The organism is Streptomyces sp. NBC_00212 (assembly GCF_045206365.1).
Taxonomy (GTDB): domain Bacteria; phylum Actinomycetota; class Actinomycetes; order Streptomycetales; family Streptomycetaceae; genus Streptomyces.
Window position 1 is genome coordinate 769,622 of record NZ_CP108115.1, and the last position, 20,665, is coordinate 790,286.

The window sequence follows — 20,665 nt, forward strand, 5'->3', positions numbered from 1 at the left end:
GCACGAAAGAACGCCCCTCCCGGCGCGCTGCCGGGAGGGGCGTCGTGTGTGGTCCCTTCGGTTCAGGAGAGGCCGATTTCGTTGTCGAGGAGGTCGAACACCTCCTCGTCGGAGGCGGACTCGAAGTCGAAGTCCCCGTCGGAACGGGAGTCGTCGTGCCCGGCTGCCGCGGGGGTGTCCCGCAGGGCGTCCCACTTCGCCCTGAGGACCTCCAGGCGGCCGGCTATCTGCTCGTGGACCTCCTCCGTGACGTCGAGCCCGCCGAAGGTCTTCTCCAGCCTTTCGAGTTCGCCCAGGAGTGCCTCCGGTCGGGAGGGCGACTCGGGTGCGATCCGGGCGTGGAGGTGGTCGACGAGCTCCGCCGGCGTCGGGTAGTCGAAGAGCAGGGTCGCCGGCAGGCGGATTCCGGTGAGGGCACTGAGGCCGTTGCGGAGTTCGACCGCGGTCAGGGAGTCGAAACCGAGGTCCAGGAAGGCGCGGTCCGGGTCGATCTCCGTGCCGCTGGCGTGCCCGAGGACCACCGCGACCTGGCCGCCCACGGCGTCCAGTACGACCTCGCGTCCCTCTGCCGCAGACAGGCCGGTCAGCCTCTGCGCGAAGGCAGCCGAGGCGTCGCCCTCCGTCGCGGCCGCCGCCGTGCGCCGACCCGCGGTGCGGATCAGGCCGCGCAGCAGTGGCTGGGGCTCGCCCTGCGCGCGGAGCGCCGCGAGGTCCAGGCGGACGGGCAGTGCCATGGGCTCGGTCGTTCCAAGCGCGGCGTCGAAGAGGGCCAAGCCCTCCTCGACAGACAGCGGCGGCATACCCTGCCGAGCGATCCGCTGGACATCCACATCACTCAGACCACCGGTCATACCACTGTCCTGCGACCAAGGACCCCACGCCAACGACACCCCAGGCAGACCCAACGCACGACGATGACCCGCCAACGCATCCAAGAAAGCATTACCCGCAGCGTAATTACCCTGACCAGCACTACCAACAGTCCCAGCCACCGACGAGAACACCACAAACGCATCCAGATCCACACCCCTGGTCGCCTCATGCAAATGCCACGCCGCATCAACCTTCGGACGCAACACCCCCGCCAACCGCTCCGCAGACAGCGACTCCACCACACCGTCATCCAACACACCAGCCGCATGCACCACAGCCGTCAGCTCATGACGGCCAACCAGATCAGCCACCGCCACCGCATCAGACACATCACACGCCTCGACAACCACCTCCGCACCAAGCAGAGCCAACTCCGCAACAAACTCCCCAACACCCTCCACAGCCAAGCCACGCCGACTCACCAACAACAGACTCCGCACCCCATGCACCACCACCAAATGCCGAGCAACAATCCGCCCCAGACCACCCGTACCACCCGTGATCAGGACCGTACCGGAAGGATCCCATTCGACGCCGGCTGCGGGAGTGTCCTGCCGCTGCACTCGGGCCAGCCGCGCGGCGAGGACCTGTTCGCCGCGCACCAGCAGTTGCGACTCGTCCGATGCCAACGCCGTCGGGATGAGCGTTACTTCGGCGTCGCCCTCCACATCCACCAGACCGAAACGACCCGGATGCTCCGACTGCGCCGACCGCACCAGACCCCACACCGCCGCACCCGCAAGATCCGCACCAGACACCGCACCCCGCGTCACAAACACCAGACGCGAGGACGCCAACCGATCCTCCGCCAACCACGACTGGATCACCCCCAGCGCCCCCACCACCGCGGCATGCACCGACTCCACCGTTCCGGCGGCCCCGATGGCCGGCGGGACGAGCACGATCTCGTGGGCGCCCGCTTCCGCGATGTCGTCGAGATCCGTGTGGGGCTGGAGCGAGAGTCCGTCGAGGATGCCTTCGGCGTCCTTGCCGAGCATGGTGAGGGAGCCCACAGGCTCGCCTGCGAGGTGGATGCCGGTCCAGTCGACCTTGAAGAGGGAATCGCTGGCCTGCAACTGCCCGGCGCTGATCGGACGCACGGTCAGGGACCGTACCGAGGCCACCGGCGCGCCGGTGGTGTCCGCGATCGCGATCGACGTGTCGTTCCCGGTGGCACGAATGCGGACCCGTACCCGGGAGGCACCGGACGCGTGCAGGGTCACCCCGCTCCACGAGAAGGGGACACCCCTCTCGTCCGGTCCTTCGCCACCCAGTAGCGCCGCATGCAGCGACGCGTCGAAGAGTGCCGGGTGCAGCCCGTAGGCGTCGCCGTCCGTGCCGTCGGGAAGCCCGACCTCCGCATAGACGTCATCGCCCACCTTCCAGGCCGCCCGCAGGCCCTGGAACACCGGACCGTAAGCGAACCCGGCGTCCGCGAACCGCTCGTAGCAGCCCGCCACGTCGAGCGGCTCGGCGCCCTGCGGCGGCCACACCGCGGCATCGAACGACGGCGCCTCGGCAGCCGGGGCCAGGACACCACTGGCGTGCAGCGTCCACGGTGCCGCTCCGTCACGCGCGTGCACCGACACCGGCCGGCGACCCCCGTCATCGGACTCACCCACCCATACCTGCACCTGGACCGCGCCGTCCGACGCGGGCAGCACCAGCGGCGCGGCGAGCGTCAGCTCCTCCACCTCGCCGCAGTCGACCTCGTCGGCTGCGCGGAGGACCAGTTCCACCAGTGCCGTGCCGGGCACCAGCACGGACCCCAGCACCACATGATCCGCCAGCCACGGATGCGAGGACACCGACAACCGCCCGGTGAACAACACCCCACCCGAGCCCGCCAGTTGCACCGCCGCACCGAGCAACGGGTGCCCCGCGGAATCCAGACCCGCGAACCGCACATCACCGGAACGCGCCACCCGACCCGACGGCCAGAACCGCTCGCGCTGGAACGCGTACGTCGGCAGGTCCACCCACCGCGCACCCGAGCCGGCGAAGACGGCGGACCAGTCGACGGGCACGCCGCGGGCGTGCAGACGTGCCACAGCCGTGAGGAGTGCCGGTGCCTCCTCCCGGTCCTTGCGCAGTACGGGGGTCAGTACCGACTCGTCCGCCGCGGACTCCGCGGCGAGCGCGGAGAGGGCGCCGTCGGGGCCGAGCTCCAGGTACGCCGAGACGCCCTGCGCTTCCAGTGCGCTGACCCCGTCGGCGAAACGCACTGCTGCGCAGACGTGACCGACCCAGTATCCCGCGGAGCACAGTTGCTCCTCGGTGGCGGGTTCGCCGGTGACGTTCGAGATCACGGGGATGCGCGGCTCGCCGTAGGACAGGCTCTCGGCGACGGCGCGGAAGTCGGCCAGCATCGGTTCCATCAGCGGCGAGTGGAAGGCGTGCGAGACCCGCAGCCTGCTGGTCTTGCAGCCCTCGGCCTCGAAGTGCGCCGCAATAGCCAGCACCGCATCCTCGACACCGGAGACCACCACCGACGACGGACCATTGACCGCCGCGATCGACACCCCACCCGTCAGATGCGGAAGAACCTCCCCCTCCGTCGCCCTGATCGCCACCATCGCGCCGCCGGCGGGCAGGGCCTGCATGAGCCGTCCGCGAGCCGCCACCAACGTGCAGGCGTCAGCCAGCGTGAAGACCCCGGCGACATGCGCGGCAGCGATCTCGCCGACGGAGTGTCCAGCCACGTACTGCGGCCAGACGCCCCAGGACTCCACCAGCCGGAACAACGCCACCTCGATCGCGAACAACCCGGCCTGGGCGTAGGCCGTCTGGTTCAGCAGCTCCACGTCCTCACCCCACACCACGTCCCGCAACGGACGCTCCAGATGCTCATCGAGGGCCGCGCACACCGCGTCGAACGCCGCCGCGAAGACCGGATAGCGACCACACAACTCCCGCCCCATACCCAGGCGTTGCGACCCCTGACCCGAGAACAGGAAGGCGAGCTTGCCGGCGCGGGCCCGGTCCTGTGCCACGACGGCCGTCTCACTGCGGCCCTCGGCCAGGGCTGACAGCGAGCGCAGCAGCTCCTCCCGGTCCCCGGCCAGGATCACCGCGCGGTGCTCGAACACCGCGCGGCCCGTCGCCAGTGAGTAGGCGACATCCGTGACGCGCGGCGCCGGCTCACCGTCCAGTCGGGACAGCAACCGCCCTGCCTGGGCGCGCAGCGCCGACTCGGTCCGGCCGGACAGCGGCACCAGCACCGGCAGCGCGGCCCCGGCCGTCTCGTCCTCGGCGGCGTCCGATGCAGCGCAGGCGTCGGTGTTGGTGTCGGTGTCGGCGGGTTCGGGCTGTTCCAGGATCACGTGCGCGTTCGTACCGCTGATCCCGAAGGACGACACACCCGCACGACGCGGCCCGTCCCCCCGCTCCCACTCAACCGCAGACGTCAACAACTCAACCGCACCAGCATCCCAGTCCACATGCGACGACGGCTCACCCACATGCAACGTCCGCGGCAACACACCATGACGCATCGCCAACACCATCTTGATCACACCCGCAACACCCGAAGCCGCCTGCGCATGACCAATATTGGACTTCACCGAACCCAACAACAACGGCCGACCCACCGACCGCTCCTGACCATACGTCGCCAACAACGCCTGAGCCTCGATCGGATCACCCAACGTCGTACCCGTACCATGCGCCTCCACCACATCCACATCCGCCGCCGACAGACCCGCACTCACCAACGCCTGCCGAATCACCCGCTGCTGCGACGGACCATTCGGCGCCGTCAAACCATTCGACGCACCATCCTGATTCACCGCACTACCCCGCACAGTCGCCAAGATCCGATGCCCGTTACGGCGCGCATCCGACAAACGCTCCAACACCACAATCCCAGCACCCTCACCCCAACCCACACCATCAGCCCCATCAGCAAACGCCTTGCAACGCCCATCCGAAGACAACCCACCCTGACGCGAGAACTCCACGAACGTCGACGGCGTCGACATCACCGTCACACCACCCGCCAACGCCAGCGAACACTCCCCCAGACGCAACGACTGCGCCGCCAGATGCAACGCCACCAACGACGACGAACACGCCGTATCCACCGTCACCGCCGGACCCTCAAAACCAAAGGTGTACGACACCCGACCCGAAGCGACACTGCCCGCGCTACCGCTGCCCTGATAGCCCTCGAACTCGCGCCCGGACAGCAGCGTCGAGTAGTCGTGATACATCACGCCGGCGAAGACGCCAGTACGGCTGCCGCGCAGGGTGGCCGGGTCCATACCGGCGCGCTCCAGCGCCTCCCAGCTCGTCTCCAGCAGCAGTCGCTGCTGGGCGTCGGTGGTCAGGGCCTCGCGGGGGCTCATCCCGAAGAACTCGGGGTCGAACTCCGCCGCGTCGTAGAGGAATCCACCGGAGCGGGTGGCGATGGCGCCCTCCCGCTCGGGATCGTCGCTGTCCTCGATCTCCCAGCCTCGGTCGGTGGGGAAGGCCGAGACGGCGTCCACCCCCTCGGACACCAGGCGCCACAGGTCCTCCGGCGAGGCGACGCCGCCGGGGAAGCGGCAGCTCATGCCGACGATCACCACCGGGTCGTCCGTCAGGGACGGGAGAGCGGACACCGGGAGCGGCGTCTCGGTCTCCGTGCCGAACAGCTCGCCCAGGAGGTGGCCCGCCAGGGCGTCTGCCGTCGGGTAGTCGAACACGGTCGTCGCCGGGAGCCGCAGTCCGGTGGCTCGGCCCAGCAGGTTGCGGAGTTCGACGGCGGTCAAGGAGTCGAAGCCGAGGTCCTGGAAGGCCCGGTCCGGATCGATCGTCTCCGGGCTCGCATGTCCCAGGACCACCGCGATCTGGGCGCGTACGACATCGAGCAGCGCCTCGCGCCGCTCCGCCGTGGACAGCCCAGCCAGGCGCTGCGCGATGCCGGCTGCCGCGACCGCGCCGGATCGGCGGGTCCTCGTGCGGATCAGGCCGCGCAGCAGTGGCTGGGGCTCGCCCTGAGCGCGGAGCGCCGCGAGGTCCAGGCGGACGGGCAGTGCCATGGGCTCGGTCGTTCCAAGCGCGGCGTCGAAGAGGGCCAGGCCCTCCTCGACAGACAGCGGCGGCATACCCTGCCGAGCGATCCGCTGGACATCCACATCACTCAGACCACCGGTCATGCCACTGTCCTGCGACCAAGGACCCCACGCCAACGACACCCCAGGCAGACCCAACGCACGACGATGACCCGCCAACGCATCCAAGAAAGCATTACCCGCAGCGTAATTACCCTGACCAGCACTACCAACAGTCCCAGCCACCGACGAGAACACCACAAACGCGTCCAAGTCCACACCCCTGGTCGCCTCATGCAAATGCCACGCCGCATCCACCTTCGGACGCAACACCCCCGCCAACCGCTCCGCAGACAGCGACTCCACCACACCGTCATCCAACACACCAGCCGCATGCACCACAGCCGTCAGCTCATGACGACCAACCAGATCAGCCACCGCCACCGCATCAGACACATCACACGCCTCGACAACCACCTCCGCACCAAGCAGAGCCAACTCCGCAACAAACTCCCCAACACCCTCCACAGCCAGACCACGCCGACTCACCAACAACAGACTCCGCACCCCATGCACCACCACCAAATGCCGAGCAACAATCCGCCCCAGACCACCAGTACCACCCGTGATCAGGACCGTACCGGACGGATCCCAGGCCATCCCCTGCTCGGACTGGGTGTGGGCCAGCCGCGGTACCAGCACCTCGCCACCGCGCACCAGCAGTTCGGGCTCGTCGGTCGCGAGCCCTTGCGCCAGCACGGTCACATCGGAGTCGTCGGCCAGGTCCACCAGGCCGAAGCGGCCCGGGTTCTCCGACTGCGCCGACCGCACCAGGCCCCGCACGGCGGCACCTGCGAGATCCGCGCCGGCGACGCCCCCGCGGGTGACGAACACCAGGCGCGAGGCGGCGAACCGGTCGTCGGCCAGCCAGGACTGCACCATCTCCAGCGCCCAGGCAGCCGCGAGGTGTACGGACTCCACCACTCCGGCGGCGCCGGCGGGCGGCGTGACCAGGACCGTACCGGGCACGGTCGCCCCGGCCAGGGACTCCAGATCCGCGAGAGTTCGCCATGGTTCGCCCTCCGGACCGGTGCCGAGCTCGACACGCTCGTCCGTGAGCGGGACGGGAACCCAGTCGACCTTGAAGAGGGCGTCACGGTCGGCGGCCTGCAACTGCCCGGCCGAGAGCGGACGCACCACCAGCGACTCCACGGAGGCGACCGGCGCACCGGAGGTGTCCGCCATCGCGATCGACATTCCGTTGGCCGTGCCTCGGATTCGAACGCGGAGGTGGGAGGCTCCGGAGGCGTGCAGGGACACTCCGGTCCACGAGAAGGGGACTCCGCCCGCCTCCACTCCACCCCGTGCCGCCGCGTGCAGGGCGGCGTCGAAGAGCGCAGGGTGCAGCCCGTAGGCGTGGCCGTCCGTGCCCTCCGGGAGCCCCACCTCGGCGTATACGTCCTCACCGAGCTTCCAGGCCGCGCGCAGGCCCCGGAACACCGGGCCGTACGTGAGCCCGGCATCGGCGAGTTCGTCGTAGCAGTCCGCCACGTCCACCGACTCCGCGCCCTTCGGAGGCCATACCGCGGCGTCGAAGGAGACCGCCTCGGCTCCCGTGGTCACCACACCGCTGGCGTGCAGCGTCCAGGGGCCCTCGGCCTCACGCGCATGCACCGACGCCGGGCGGCGGCCCGAACCGTCCGGCTCCCCCAGCCAGACCTGTACCTGCACACCGCTGTCCGACGCGGGCAGCACCAGCGGTGCGGCCAACGTCAGTTCCTCCAGCAGGTCGCAGTCGACCTCGTCGGCTGCGCGGAGGACCAGTTCCACCAGCGCCGTGCCGGGCACCAGCACGGACCCCCGCACCACGTGATCCGCCAGCCACGGGTGCGAGGACACCGACAACCGCCCGGTGAACAACACCCCACCCGAGCCCGCCAGTTGCACCGCCGCACCGAGCATCGGATGCCCCGCGGAATCCAGACCCGCGAACCGCACATCACCAGAACGCGCCACCCGACCCGACGGCCAGAACCGCTCGCGCTGGAACGCGTACGTCGGCAGGTCCACCCACCGCGCACCCGAGCCGGCGTACAGCGCCGCCCAGTCCACGCTCGCGCCCCGGACGTAAAGCTGCGCCAGGGCACCCAGCAGTGCCGTCTCCTCGGGCCGGTCCTTGCGCAGTACGGGAGCAAGCACGGCGTCGTCCGGTAGCGACTCCTGTGCCATCGCGGACAGCACACCGTCCGGGCCGAGTTCGAGGAAGCGCGTCACCCCTTCTGCGTGCAGAGCCCGTATGCCGTCCGCGAAACGCACGGCTTCGCGGACGTGCTGGGCCCAGTAGTCGGCGTGGCCGAGCTGTTCGGGTTCGGCGAGTCGGCCCGTCAGGTTCGACACGACGGGGATCGTCGGCGTGCCGAAGGACAGCCGTGCCACCACCGCGCGGAAGTCGGCCAGCATCGGTTCCATCAGCGGCGAGTGGAAGGCGTGCGAGACCCGCAGCCTGCTGGTCTTGCGGCCCTCGGCTGTAAAGCGCGCCGCGATAGCCAGTACCCCATCCTCGACACCGGAGACCACCACCGACGACGGACCATTGACCGCCGCGATCGACACCCCACCCGTCAGATGCGGAAGAACCTCCTCCTCGGTCGCCTGGAGCGCCACCATCGCCCCACCAACGGGCAGTTGCTGCATCAACCGGCCCCGGGCCGCCACCAGCGCGCAGGCGTCCGGGAGGGAGAAGACGCCCGCCACGTGCGCCGCGGCGACTTCACCGACCGAATGCCCCGTCACGAAGTCGGCGCGCACGCCCCACGATTCCGCCAGCCGGTACAGCGCCACCTCGATCGCGAACAACCCGGCCTGGGCGTACACGGTCTGGTTCAGCAGCTCCGCGTCCTCGCCCCACACCACGTCCCGCAACGGACGGTCCAAGTGCTCGTCGAGGGCGGCGCAGACCGTGTCGAACGCCGCCGCGAAGACCGGATAGCGACCACACAACTCCCGCCCCATCCCCAGGCGTTGCGACCCCTGACCCGAGAACAAGAAGGCCGTCTTCCCCGCACCGGACGAGCCCTCCGCCAGTCCGGCGTCGGCCTCGCCCACCGCGAGTGCGGACAGGGCGAGCACCAGTGCTTCGCGGTCCTCACCCCACACCACCGCGCGGTGCGGGAAGCTCGACCGTCCTGTCACCAGTGAGTGGCCGATGTCCTGCGCGGACCGCCCGTCGCGGCCGGCGACGAGGGGCAGCAGGCGCACCGCCTGGCCACGCAGCGCGGCCTCGTTCTTACCGGAGAGCACCCACGCCAGCGCGCCGGGCACGATCACCGGGGTGTCCGATTCGGTGTCGGCGGGGGCGGGTTCGGGCTGTTCCAGGATCACGTGCGCGTTCGTACCGCTGATCCCGAAGGACGACACACCCGCACGACGCGGCCCGTCCCCCCGCTCCCACTCAACCGCAGACGTCAACAACTCAACCGCACCAGCATCCCAGTCCACATGCGACGACGGCTCACCCACATGCAACGTCCGCGGCAACACACCATGACGCATCGCCAACACCATCTTGATCACACCCGCAACACCCGAAGCCGCCTGCGCATGACCAATATTGGACTTCACCGAACCCAACAACAACGGCCGACCCACCGACCGCTCCTGACCATACGTCGCCAACAACGCCTGAGCCTCGATCGGATCACCCAACGTCGTACCCGTACCATGCGCCTCCACCACATCCACATCCGCCGCCGACAGACCCGCACTCACCAACGCCTGCCGAATCACCCGCTGCTGCGACGGACCATTCGGCGCCGTCAAACCATTCGACGCACCATCCTGATTCACCGCACTACCCCGCACAGTCGCCAAGATCCGATGCCCGTTACGGCGCGCATCCGACAAACGCTCCAACACCACAATCCCAGCACCCTCACCCCAACCCACACCATCAGCCCCATCAGCAAACGCCTTGCAACGCCCATCCGAAGACAACCCACCCTGACGCGAGAACTCCACGAACGTCGACGGCGTCGACATCACCGTCACACCACCCGCCAACGCCAGCGAACACTCCCCCAGACGCAACGACTGCGCCGCCAGATGCAACGCCACCAACGACGACGAACACGCCGTATCCACCGTCACCGCCGGACCCTCAAAACCAAAGGTGTACGACACCCGACCCGAAGCGACACTGCCCGCGCTGCCGTTGCTGCGGAAGCCCTCGAACTGGTCGCCGACGAGGAGGTCCTCGTAATCGGTGTACATCACACCCGCGAAGACGCCGGTACGGCTGCCGCGCAGCGACGTCGGGTCGATGCCCGTCCGCTCGATGGCCTCCCAGGTCGTCTCCAGCAGCAGCCGCTGCTGCGAGTCCGTCGCCAGCGCTTCCCGGGGGCTCATCCCGAAGAACTCGGGGTCGAACTCCGCCGCGTCGTAGAGGAATCCACCGGAGCGGGTGTACGAGGTACCGAATGCCTCGGGGTCCGGGTTGTGGAGGGCCGCCACGTCCCAGCCGCGGTCGGTGGGGAAGTCGGAGACCGCGTCCACGCCTTCGGACACCAGGCGCCACAGGTCCTCCGGCGAGGCGACGCCGCCCGGGTAGCGGCAACTCATGCCGACGATCACCACCGGGTCGTCGGCCGTACCCGTCGAGGACGGCACCCGTGTCGGCAGCTCGACCTGCACGTGCTCGCCGAACAACTCGTCCAGCAGAAAGTCGACCAGCGCGCCGGCCGTGGGGTAGTCGAAGACGGTGGTGGACGAAAGCCGCATGTCCGTGGCCTTGTTGAGCCGATTGCGCAGCTCGACGGCGGTCAGAGAGTCGAAGCCGAGGTCCTGGAAGGCCCGGTCCGGATCGATCGTCTCCGGGCTCGCGTGCCCCAGGACCACCGCGACCTGGGCCCGCACCAAGTCCAACAGCGCCTCGCGGCGTTCCACCGCGCCCAGTCCGCTCAGGCGACTCACCAGGCCGGAGACGGTGGCCGAGCCGGCGACCACCGAGCGTCGGGTGCGGGTCCTGATCAAGCCGCGCAACAGGGGAAGCACCTCCCCTTGCTCGCGTAAGGTCGCCAAGTCGAAGCGCACGGGAAGGAGTTGGGCGTCGTCGGCCGCCAGCGCGGCGTCGAGGAGGGCCAGGCCCTCCTCGACAGACAGCGGCGGTATACCCTGCCTGGCGATCCGCTGGACATCCACATCACTCAGACCACCGGTCATACCACTGTCCTGCGACCAAGGACCCCACGCCAACGACACCCCAGGCAAACCCAACGCACGACGATGACCCGCCAACGCATCCAAGAAAGCATTACCCGCAGCGTAATTACCCTGACCAGCACTACCAACAGTCCCAGCCACCGACGAGAACACCACAAACGCGTCCAGATCCACACCCCTGGTCGCCTCATGCAAATGCCACGCCGCATCCACCTTCGGACGCAACACCCCCGCCAACCGCTCCGCAGACAGCGACTCCACCACACCGTCATCCAACACACCAGCCGCATGCACCACAGCCGTCAGCTCATGACGACCAACCAGATCAGCCACCGCCACCGCATCAGACACATCACACGCCTCGACAACCACCTCCGCACCAAGCAGAGCCAACTCCGCAACAAACTCCCCAACACCCTCCACAGCCAGACCACGCCGACTCACCAACAACAGACTCCGCACCCCATGCACCACCACCAAATGCCGAGCAACAATCCGCCCCAGACCACCAGTACCACCCGTGATCAGGACCGTACCGGACGAGTCCCAGGTCATCGCCTGCTCAGACCGGGCACGGGCCAGCCGCGGTACCAGCACCTCGCCACCGCGCACCAGCAACTGGGGCTCATCCGACGCCAATGCCCGCGGGAACACCGCCGCTGAGGCGTCGCCCTCCACATCCACCAGGCCGAAACGGCCCGGATGCTCCGACTGCGCCGACCGCACCAGACCCCACACCGCCGCACCCGCAAGATCCGCACCAGACACCGCACCCCGCGTCACAAACACCAGACGCGACGACGCCAACCGATCCTCCGCCAACCACGACTGGATCACCCCCAGCGCCCCCACCACCGCGGCATGCACCGACTCCACCGTTCCGGCGACCCCGGAATCGGCCGTCACCGCCGCCAGCACGGTGCCGGACGCACGGCCGGATGCGGCCAGGGAGGCCAGATCCGCGTAGTGCTCGACCGGGTCCGCGCACCACGCGGCCGTCGAACCCACGGGGAAGCCGATCGCCGCGACGGTCTCCGCTGTCCCGGCCTGGGGCAGGTGTACGGGGTTCCACTGGACGCGGAACAGCGCATCGTGGCCGATCGAGTTGGTGCCGCTCTCCCACTGGTCCGCGGAGATCGACCGCAGGACGAGTGCGCCGATGGTGGCGACGGAGCCGCCCTCGGTGTCGGCGACGTCCACGGACACCGTGTCGCTGCTGTGCCGGGTGACCCGGACCCGTACGGCCGCGGCGCCGGAGGCGTGCAGCGAGACGTCCTCCCAGGCGAAGGGCACGACCTGCTGGTCGACTCCGTTGAGGGTGACGACGTGCAGGGCCGCGTCGAGCAGTGCCGGGTGGAGGCCGTAGGCCGGTGCCTCGCCTTCGGCCGCGGCGGGCAGGGCGACCTCGGCGAAGACCTCGTCGCCACGGCGCCATGCGGTGCGCAGGCCCTGGAAGTGCGGGCCGTAGTCGAATCCGCGGTCAGCGAAGCGCGGATAGAAGCCGGTCAGATCGACGGGCTCGGCGTCGACGGGCGGCCAGGGCGCCGAGGCGAAGTCGGCGGCGGCCGGCTGCGGGTCGACGGCGAGTACGCCGGTGGCGTGCTGCACCCACGGGCGGTCGCCGTCGCCCTCCATCCTGGAGCGCACGCTGAAGGTGCGGCGGCCCGCCTCGTCGGCGGGGCCCACGTGCAGTTGGAGGTGCACGCCGCCGTGCTCGGGCAGGACGAGCGGGGCGGCCAGGGTCAGTTCGTCGACGCGGTCGCAGCCCGCCTGGTCGGCGGCGCGGACGGCGAGTTCGACGAATGCCGTGCCCGGCAGCAGGACCGAACCCATGACGACGTGCCCGGCCAGCCACGGATGGGTGGCGAGCGACAGGCGCGTGGTGAACAGCACACCGTCGCCGTCCGGCAGTTCCACGGCCGCGCTCAGCAGCGGGTGCCCAGCCGCTTCGAGACCGACGGCGCCGATGTCCCCGGTTCGGGTGTGGTCGGGGGTCGGCCAGAACCGCTGGTGTTGGAAGGCGTACGTCGGCAGGTCGACAGCGCGGGCGTCCCGGCCGGCGGCGGGGAACGCGCTCCAGTCGATCGTGGCGCCGCGTACGTGCAGTTGTGTCAGGGCCGCGAGGAGGGTCTCCTCCTCGGGGCGGTCCCGGCGCAGGGCGGGGACGAGGACGGTCTCCTCGGGAGCGCTCTGGCCGGTGGCGTCGTCGTCCGGCAGCGACTCGCGGGCCATGGCCGTAAGCGTGCCGTCGGGGCCCAGTTCCAGGAAGCGCGTCACGCCCTGCGCGCTCAGGGTGCGGATGCCGTCGGCGAAGCGCACCGCGGCCCGCACGTGGGTCACCCAGTATTCGGGGGTGCGCAGCTGGTCCGGGGTGGCGAGGTCGCCGGTCACGTTCGATACGACGGACAGTTCCGGCTCGCCGTAGGACAGGCTCTCGGCGACGGCGCGGAAGTCGGCCAGCATCGGTTCCATCAGCGGCGAGTGGAAGGCGTGCGAGACCCGCAGCCTGCTGGTCTTGCAGCCCTCGGCCTCGAAGCGCGCCGCGATGGCCAGCACCGCATCCTCGACACCGGAGACCACCACCGACGACGGACCATTGACCGCCGCGATCGACACCCCACCCGTCAGATGCGGAAGAACCTCCCCCTCCGTCGCCCTGATCGCCACCATCGCGCCGCCGGCGGGCAGGGCCTGCATGAGCCGTCCGCGAGCCGCCACCAACGTGCAGGCGTCGGCCAGCGTGAAGACCCCGGCGACATGCGCGGCGGCGATCTCGCCGACGGAGTGTCCAGCCACGTACTGCGGCCGGACACCCCAGGACTCCACCAGCCGGAACAGCGCCACCTCGATCGCGAACAACCCGGCCTGGGCGTAGGCCGTCTGGTTCAGCAGCTCCACGTCCTCGCCCCACACCACGTCCCGCAACGGACGCTCCAGATGCTCGTCGAGGGCGGCGCAGACCGTGTCGAACGCCGCCGCGAAGACCGGATAGCGACCACACAACTCCCGCCCCATACCCAGGCGTTGCGACCCCTGACCCGAGAACAAGAAGGCGTCCCGGCCGGTGTGCGCCGTGCCGGTGTCCAGGGCGGGATCGGCCTCGCCCGCGGCCAGTGCGGTCAGGGCTCGCAGCGCGGTGGCGTGGTCGTGGGCACGGACGGCCGCGCGGTGGACGAGGGCCGTGCGGTGCGTCATCAGCGTGTGGGCGACGTCGGTGAGGCGGGGTGCGGGCTCGTGGTCCAGGTGGGAGCGGAGTCGGGCCGCCTGGGCGCGCAGGGCGTTCTCGCCCTTGGCCGAGAGCAGCAGCGGTACCGTCCCGTCGGGGGCGGTGGTGGGCGGTTCGGGTTCGGTGGCCGGGGGCAGTTCCAGGACCACGTGTGCGTTGGTGCCGCTGATGCCGAAGGCGGAGACGGCCGCGCGTCGCGGGCGGCCGGTCTCGGGCCAGTCGGTGTTCTCGGTGAGCAGTTCGACGGCGCCCGCGGTCCAGTCGACGTGTTCGGTGGGTTCGTCGACGTGCAGGGTGCGCGGCAGCATCCCGTGCCGCATCGCCAGCACCATCTTCATCACGCCCGCCACACCGGCGGCGGCCTGGGTGTGCCCGAGGTTGGACTTCACCGCGCCGAGCAGCAACGGCTGCTCCGCCGGCCGCTCCTGGCCGTAGGTGGCCAGCAGTGCCTGGGCCTCGATCGGGTCGCCGAGTGTCGTACCGGTGCCGTGTGCCTCCACGGCGTCGACGTCACCGGCGGCCAACTGGGCGTTGGCCAGGGCCTGTCGGATCACCCGCTGCTGGGACGGGCCGCTGGGTGCGCTCAAGCCGTTGGACGCGCCGTCCTGGTTGACGGCGGAGCCGCGTACGACGGCGAGTACCTGGTGGCCGTTGCGGCGGGCGTCGCTGAGCCGCTCCACCAGCAGCAGGCCGACGCCTTCGCTCCAGCCGGTGCCGTCGGCGGCGGCCGCGAACGGCTTGCAGCGGCCGTCGGGGGCCAGCCCGCGCTGCCGGGCGAACTCCACGAAGGACGACGGGGTGGACATCACGGTCACACCGCCCGCGACCGCCAGGGAGCACTCGCCCTGACGCAGCGCCTGCGCCGCCATGTGCAGAGCCACCAGCGAGGAGGAACACGCGGTGTCCACGGTGACGGCGGGTCCTTCGAAGCCGAAGGTGTAGGAGACCCGGCCGGAGACGACGCTCAGGGCGTTGCCGGTGAGCCGGTGCCCGCTCGCTTCGTCCTGTGCCGTGTCCAGGACGGCGCCGTAGTCCTGGGTGTTGGTGCCCGCGAAGACCCCGGTGCTGCTGCCGCGGAGGGACTCCGGGTCGATGCCCGCCTGTTCGAGCACCTCCCAGGTGGTTTCCAGGAGCAGTCGCTGCTGCGGGTCCATGGCGAGAGCCTCGCGCGGCGAGATGCCGAAGAAGTCGGCGTCGAAGCCGGCCACACCGGCCAGGAAGCCGCCGTCGCGGACGTAGGTGGTGCCCTGGTGGTCGGGGTCGGGGTGGTAGACACGGTCCAGGTCCCAGCCCCGGTCGGTGGGCATGGGGGCGATGGCGTCGCCGCCCTCGGCCAGCAGCCGCCACAGGGCCGCGGGCGAGTCCACGCCGCCGGGGAAGCGGCAGGCCATGCCGACGATCGCCACCGGTTCGTCGAGGGCGGCGGCCGATGCCTGTACGACCGTGGCGGGCCCCGTGGCGCCCAGGACTTCGGCGCGCAGGTATGCGGCGACCGCGGCGACACTGGGGTGGTCGAACAGCAGGGTGGCGGGCAGCCTCAGTGCCGTCGCGGCGGAGAGCCGGTTGCGCAGGTCGACCGCCATCAGCGAGTCGAATCCCTGCTCGCGGAAGGCGCGTTGGGCGTCGATGGTGTCCGGCGTGGGGTGGCCGACGGACTTGGCGGCCTCTTCCCTGACCAGGGTCAGGAACGCCTGTTCCTGTTCGGCGGGCGGCAGTGCGGCGACCCGGTCGCGCAGGAGGGAGCCTTCGCGGCGCGGGCCGTCCGCGGGGCGGACCGCGCGGCGGGCCTCGGGCAGGTCGCCGATGAGGGGGCTGGGGCGGACGGCGGTCAGGGCGGGGGCGTAGGCGCTCCAGTCGATGTCGGCCACGGTCACGTGGGTCATGCCCTGGGCGAGGGCCTGGCGCAGGGCGGCGAGCGCGGGGGCCGCGGCCATGGGCAGCAGTCCGTCGCGGCTCATCCGGTCGGCGACGTCACTGTCGACGGCCATACCGTCGCCCGCCCAGGGGCCCCAGGACACGGAGGTGGCCGGGAGGCCCTGCTGGTGGCGCTGTTCGGCGAGGGCGTCCAAGTAGGCGTTGGCGGCGGCGTAGTTGCCCTGTCCGGCGTTGCCCAGGACGCCGACGATCGAGGAGAACAGCACGAAGTGGTCCAGGTCCAGGTCCTGGGTGAGCTCGTGCAGGTGCTGTGCGGCCTGCGCCTTGGGGCGCAGTACGGTCTCGAAGCGCTCGGGGGTGAGCGCTGCCAGTACGCCGTCGTCCAGCACGCCCGCTGCGTGCACGACGCCGGTCAGCGGCAGGTGCGGCGGGATGTCTGCGAGGACGGCCGCCAGGGCGTCCCGGTCGGCGACGTCGCAGGCAGCGAGGGTCACCTCGACGCCGCGGTCGGTGAGTGCGGCCGCGAGTTCGGGTGCGCCGGGGGCCTGGGGGCCGCGGCGGCTGGTGAGTACGAGGTGTTGGGCTCCGGCGTCGGCCAGCCAGTGGGCGAGGTGTGCGCCGAGGGCGCCGGTGCCGCCGGTGACCAGGACGGTGCCGTGGGTGCTCCACTGGGCGTCGGTGTCGCCGCCGGGTGCGGTCCGTTCCAGGCGGCGGGTGAAGACCCCGGCCGGGCGGATCGCGACCTGGTCCTCGTCGCCGGCGAGGGTGCTCAGCAGCGCGGAGACGGTCCGCCCGTCCAGGTTCTCGGGGAGGTCGACGAGCCCGCCCCAGCTCTGCGGGGACTCCAGCGCGGCTACCCGGCCCAGGCCCCAGGTCTGCGCCTGTACGGGGCTGTTGAGCGCGTCGTGCCGGTCGACGGCGACGGCGCGGCGGGTCACGCTCCATAAGGGTGCCTGGATGCCTGCGGCCTCCAGGGCGCGCAGCAGCGCGGTGGTGGCGGTCAGGCCGCGCGGCACGGAGGGCAGCTGCGGGTGGGGGCGCTCATCGAGGGCCAGCAGGGAGAGCACGCCGTCGACCGGGGTGTCGGCCCCGGCGAGGGCGTCGCCGGGATCATCGGTGTCGGGTAGTTCCCGTACGTCGGTGTGCAGACCCTGGTCGCGCAGGGCGTCCAGGAGGCGGACGGTCCACGGGTCGTCGGTGGCGCCGTCGGGCAGGACGACGAGCCAGTGGCCCGTGGCGACGGGGTCGTTGGAGACGGTGCGCGGGGTCCAGTGGGTGCGGTAGCCGAAGCGGTCCGCGGCGGCCTGGATGCGGCGTTGCCGGCGCCAGGAGGAGAGGGTGGGCAGGAGGTTGCCGAGGGAGTCCGCGTCGCTGCCGTCGATGGCGAGGACGGCCGACAGCTCCTGGAGGTCCTCGCGTTCGACGGCGGCCCAGAATCCGGCCTCGCCCGCCTCGGCGGCGGCCGCTTCCGCCGGCTCGTGTTCGGCCGGGTCCAGCCAGTACCACTGGCGCTGGAAGGCGTAGGTGGGCAGTCCCACGTGGGGAGCGCTGCGGGCGCCCAGGCAGGCGGACCAGTCGACGTGGGCGCCGTGCGCGAAGGCGGTGGCGACGCCCGTGGTGAGGGTGGGTGCTTCGGGGCGGCCGGTGCGCAGGAGGGAGACCAGGACAGGGGGGAGGGGCTCGTCGGGGGCGGTCAGACAGTCCTGGACCATGGGTGTGAGGACGGCATCGGGGCCGATCTCCACGAAGGTGGTGACGCCCTCGGCTTCGAGGGTGCGCACGGCGGCGCAGAAACGGACCGCTTCTCGGACCTGCCGGACCCAGTAGTCGGGCGAGCACAGTTCGTCGTCGGTGGCGAGCTCGCCGGTCACCGTGGACACCACGGGGATGCGGGGGGCATGGAAGGTCAGGCCGCCGGCGACGCGCCGGAAGTCCTCCAACATGCCGTCCATGTGCGGGGAGTGGAAGGCGTGACTGACCCTCAGACGTTTGGTACGGCGGCCCTGCGCTGCCCAGTGGGCCGCGATCTCGGTCACGGCCTGTTCGTCGCCCGAAATGACGGTGGAGTCGGGCCCGTTGGCGGCGGCGACGGAGACCTGCCCCTCGTGGCCCGCCAGGCTGTCCCGGATCTCCTCCTCGGTGGCCTGGATCGCCACCATGGCGCCGCCTTCGGGCAGTGCCTGCATCAGGGTGCCCCGCGCGGCGACCAGTCGTGCGGCGTCCTGGAGGGTCAGCACGCCGCTGACGTGGGCGGCGGTGATTTCGCCGATGGAGTGGCCGACGACGGACTGGGGGGTCACGCCCCAGGATTCGACGAGCCGGAACAGGGCGGTTTCCAACGCGAAGAGGGCGGCCTGGGTGTAGGCGGTCTGGTCGAGGAGGGCGGCGTCGGCGCTGCCTTCGTCGGCGAAGACGACGTCGTGCAGCGGCCGGTCCAGGTGCGGGTCGAGCTCGGCGCACGCCGCGTCGAAGGCGGCGGCGAACGCGGGGTACGCGGCGTGCAGTTCGCGTCCCATGCCCAGGCGCTGGGAGCCCTGCCCGGCGAAGAGGAACGCGGTGGCGGTCTTGGCGGCGACGCCGCTGACCAGGCCGGTGGTGGTGCGGCCCGTGGCCAGGGCGTCCAGGCCGTCCAGGAACGCGTCCCGGTCGTCCGCGACGAGTACCGCGCGGTGCCCCATCAGGGCCCGGGTGTCCACGAGGGCGTGGGCGACGGCGGCCGGTTCGAGGTCGGCACGCTCCCGTACGTGGCGGCCGAGGCGTTCGGCCTGGGCGCGCAGGGCCCCTTCGGTGCGGGCGGACAGGATCCAGGGCAGCGTGCCCGACCGGGCGGCCGGCTCGGAGGCGGCTTGGGCCTCGTGGGCGGGCGCCTGTTCCAGGATGACGTGGGCGTTGGTGCCGCTGATGCCGAAGGAGGAGACGGCGGCGCGGCGGGGCCGACCGGTGCTCGGCCAGGGTTCGGCCTCGGCGAGGAGCCTGGCATGGCCGTCGCTCCAGTCGACGTGCCCGGTGGGCTCGTCCAGGTGCAGGGACTTGGGCAGTTGCCCGTGCCGCATTGCCAGGACCATCTTCATCACACCGGCGATACCGGCGGCGGACTGGGTGTGCCCGATGTTGGACTTCATGGAGCCGATCAACACGGGCCGGTCCGCGGGGCGCTGCTGCCCGTACGTGGCCAGCAGGGCATGCGCCTCGATGGGGTCGCCGAGGGTGGTGCCGGTGCCGTGCGCCTCCACGGCGTCGATGTCCGCGGTGGTCAGGCCCGCGCCGGTCAGGGCCTGGCGGATGACGCTCTGCTGCGAGGGGCCGTTGGGGGCGGTCAGGCCGTTCGAGGCGCCGTCCTGGTTGACGGCCGAGCCCTTCACCACGGCGAGTACGGGGTGGCCGTTGCGCACCGCGTCGCTGAGCCGCTCCACCAGCAGCAGGCCGACGCCCTCGCTCCAGCCCGTGCCGTCGGCGGTGTCCGCGAACGGCTTGCAGCGGCCGTCGGGGGCCAGGCCGCGCTGGCGGGAGAACTCCACGAACAGCTGCGGCGTGGACATCACGGTCGCGCCGCCCACCAGGGCCATGCCGCACTCGCCGCGCCGCAGCGCGTGCATCGCCAGGTGCAGGGCGACCAGCGACGAGGAGCAGGCCGTGTCCACGGTCAGTGCGGGGCCTTCCAGACCGAGGACGTAGGAGATCCGGCCGGAGGCGATGCTGATGTGGTTGCCGGTCAGCAGGTGTCCGCCGACCTCGTCGGTGCGTCGGCCCGCCTCGGCGTCGTAGCCACCGTAGTCGGTGCCGACGAAGACGCCGGTGCGGCTGCCGGCGAGGGATTGCGGGTCGATGCCGGCGCGTTCGACGGCTTCCCACGCGGTTTCCAGCAGCAGTCGCTGCTGGGGGTCCATGGCGAGCGCCTCGCGCGGGGAGATCCCGAAGAAGGCGGGGTCGAACTCGCCTGCGTCATGCAGGAATCCGCCCTCGCGGGCGTAGGCGGTGCCCTGGTGGGCCGGGTCGGGGTGGTAGAGCCCCTCCAGGTCCCAGCCACGGTTGCGGGGGAACGAGGAGATCGCGTCGACTCCGTCGCGTAGCAGTTCCCAGAGCTCTTCCGGCGCGCGGACGCCGCCGGGGAAGCGGCAGGCCATCGAGACGATCGCGATCGGCTCTCGCTGCTTCGCCTCCGTCTCGTCCAATTGCTGACGAGTCTCGTGAAGGTCTGCGATCGCGCGCTTGAGGTACTCGCGCAGCTTCTCCTCGTTCGACATCAGGACGCCAATCGTTCGGTGGAATGCCGGACTTCGGGAACAGAGCGTCGACACGCACGTCCGACCGGTTCCCCGCCATCTTCCACGCGGTGGACTGCGGGTTTCCGTAGTTGAGTGCCGGAATGCGCCGCGGCGGGCGGCCCGGTGGCCGCCCGCCGTGACGTTCTGTTCGTGTGCGCTGGTCAGGTGTGTGCCGT

The 20,665-nt window shown here is 70.8% G+C and carries 1 protein-coding gene; it reads right to left on the minus strand.

The window, feature by feature from the left end; genetic code table 11:
- Positions 1-62 precede the first annotated feature (62 nt).
- Entirely contained in the window at positions 63-20,522 is a 20,460-nt protein-coding gene (locus tag OHA17_RS03925; protein WP_406504058.1) for a type I polyketide synthase, read from the minus strand.
- Positions 20,523-20,665: the final 143 nt, after the last annotated feature.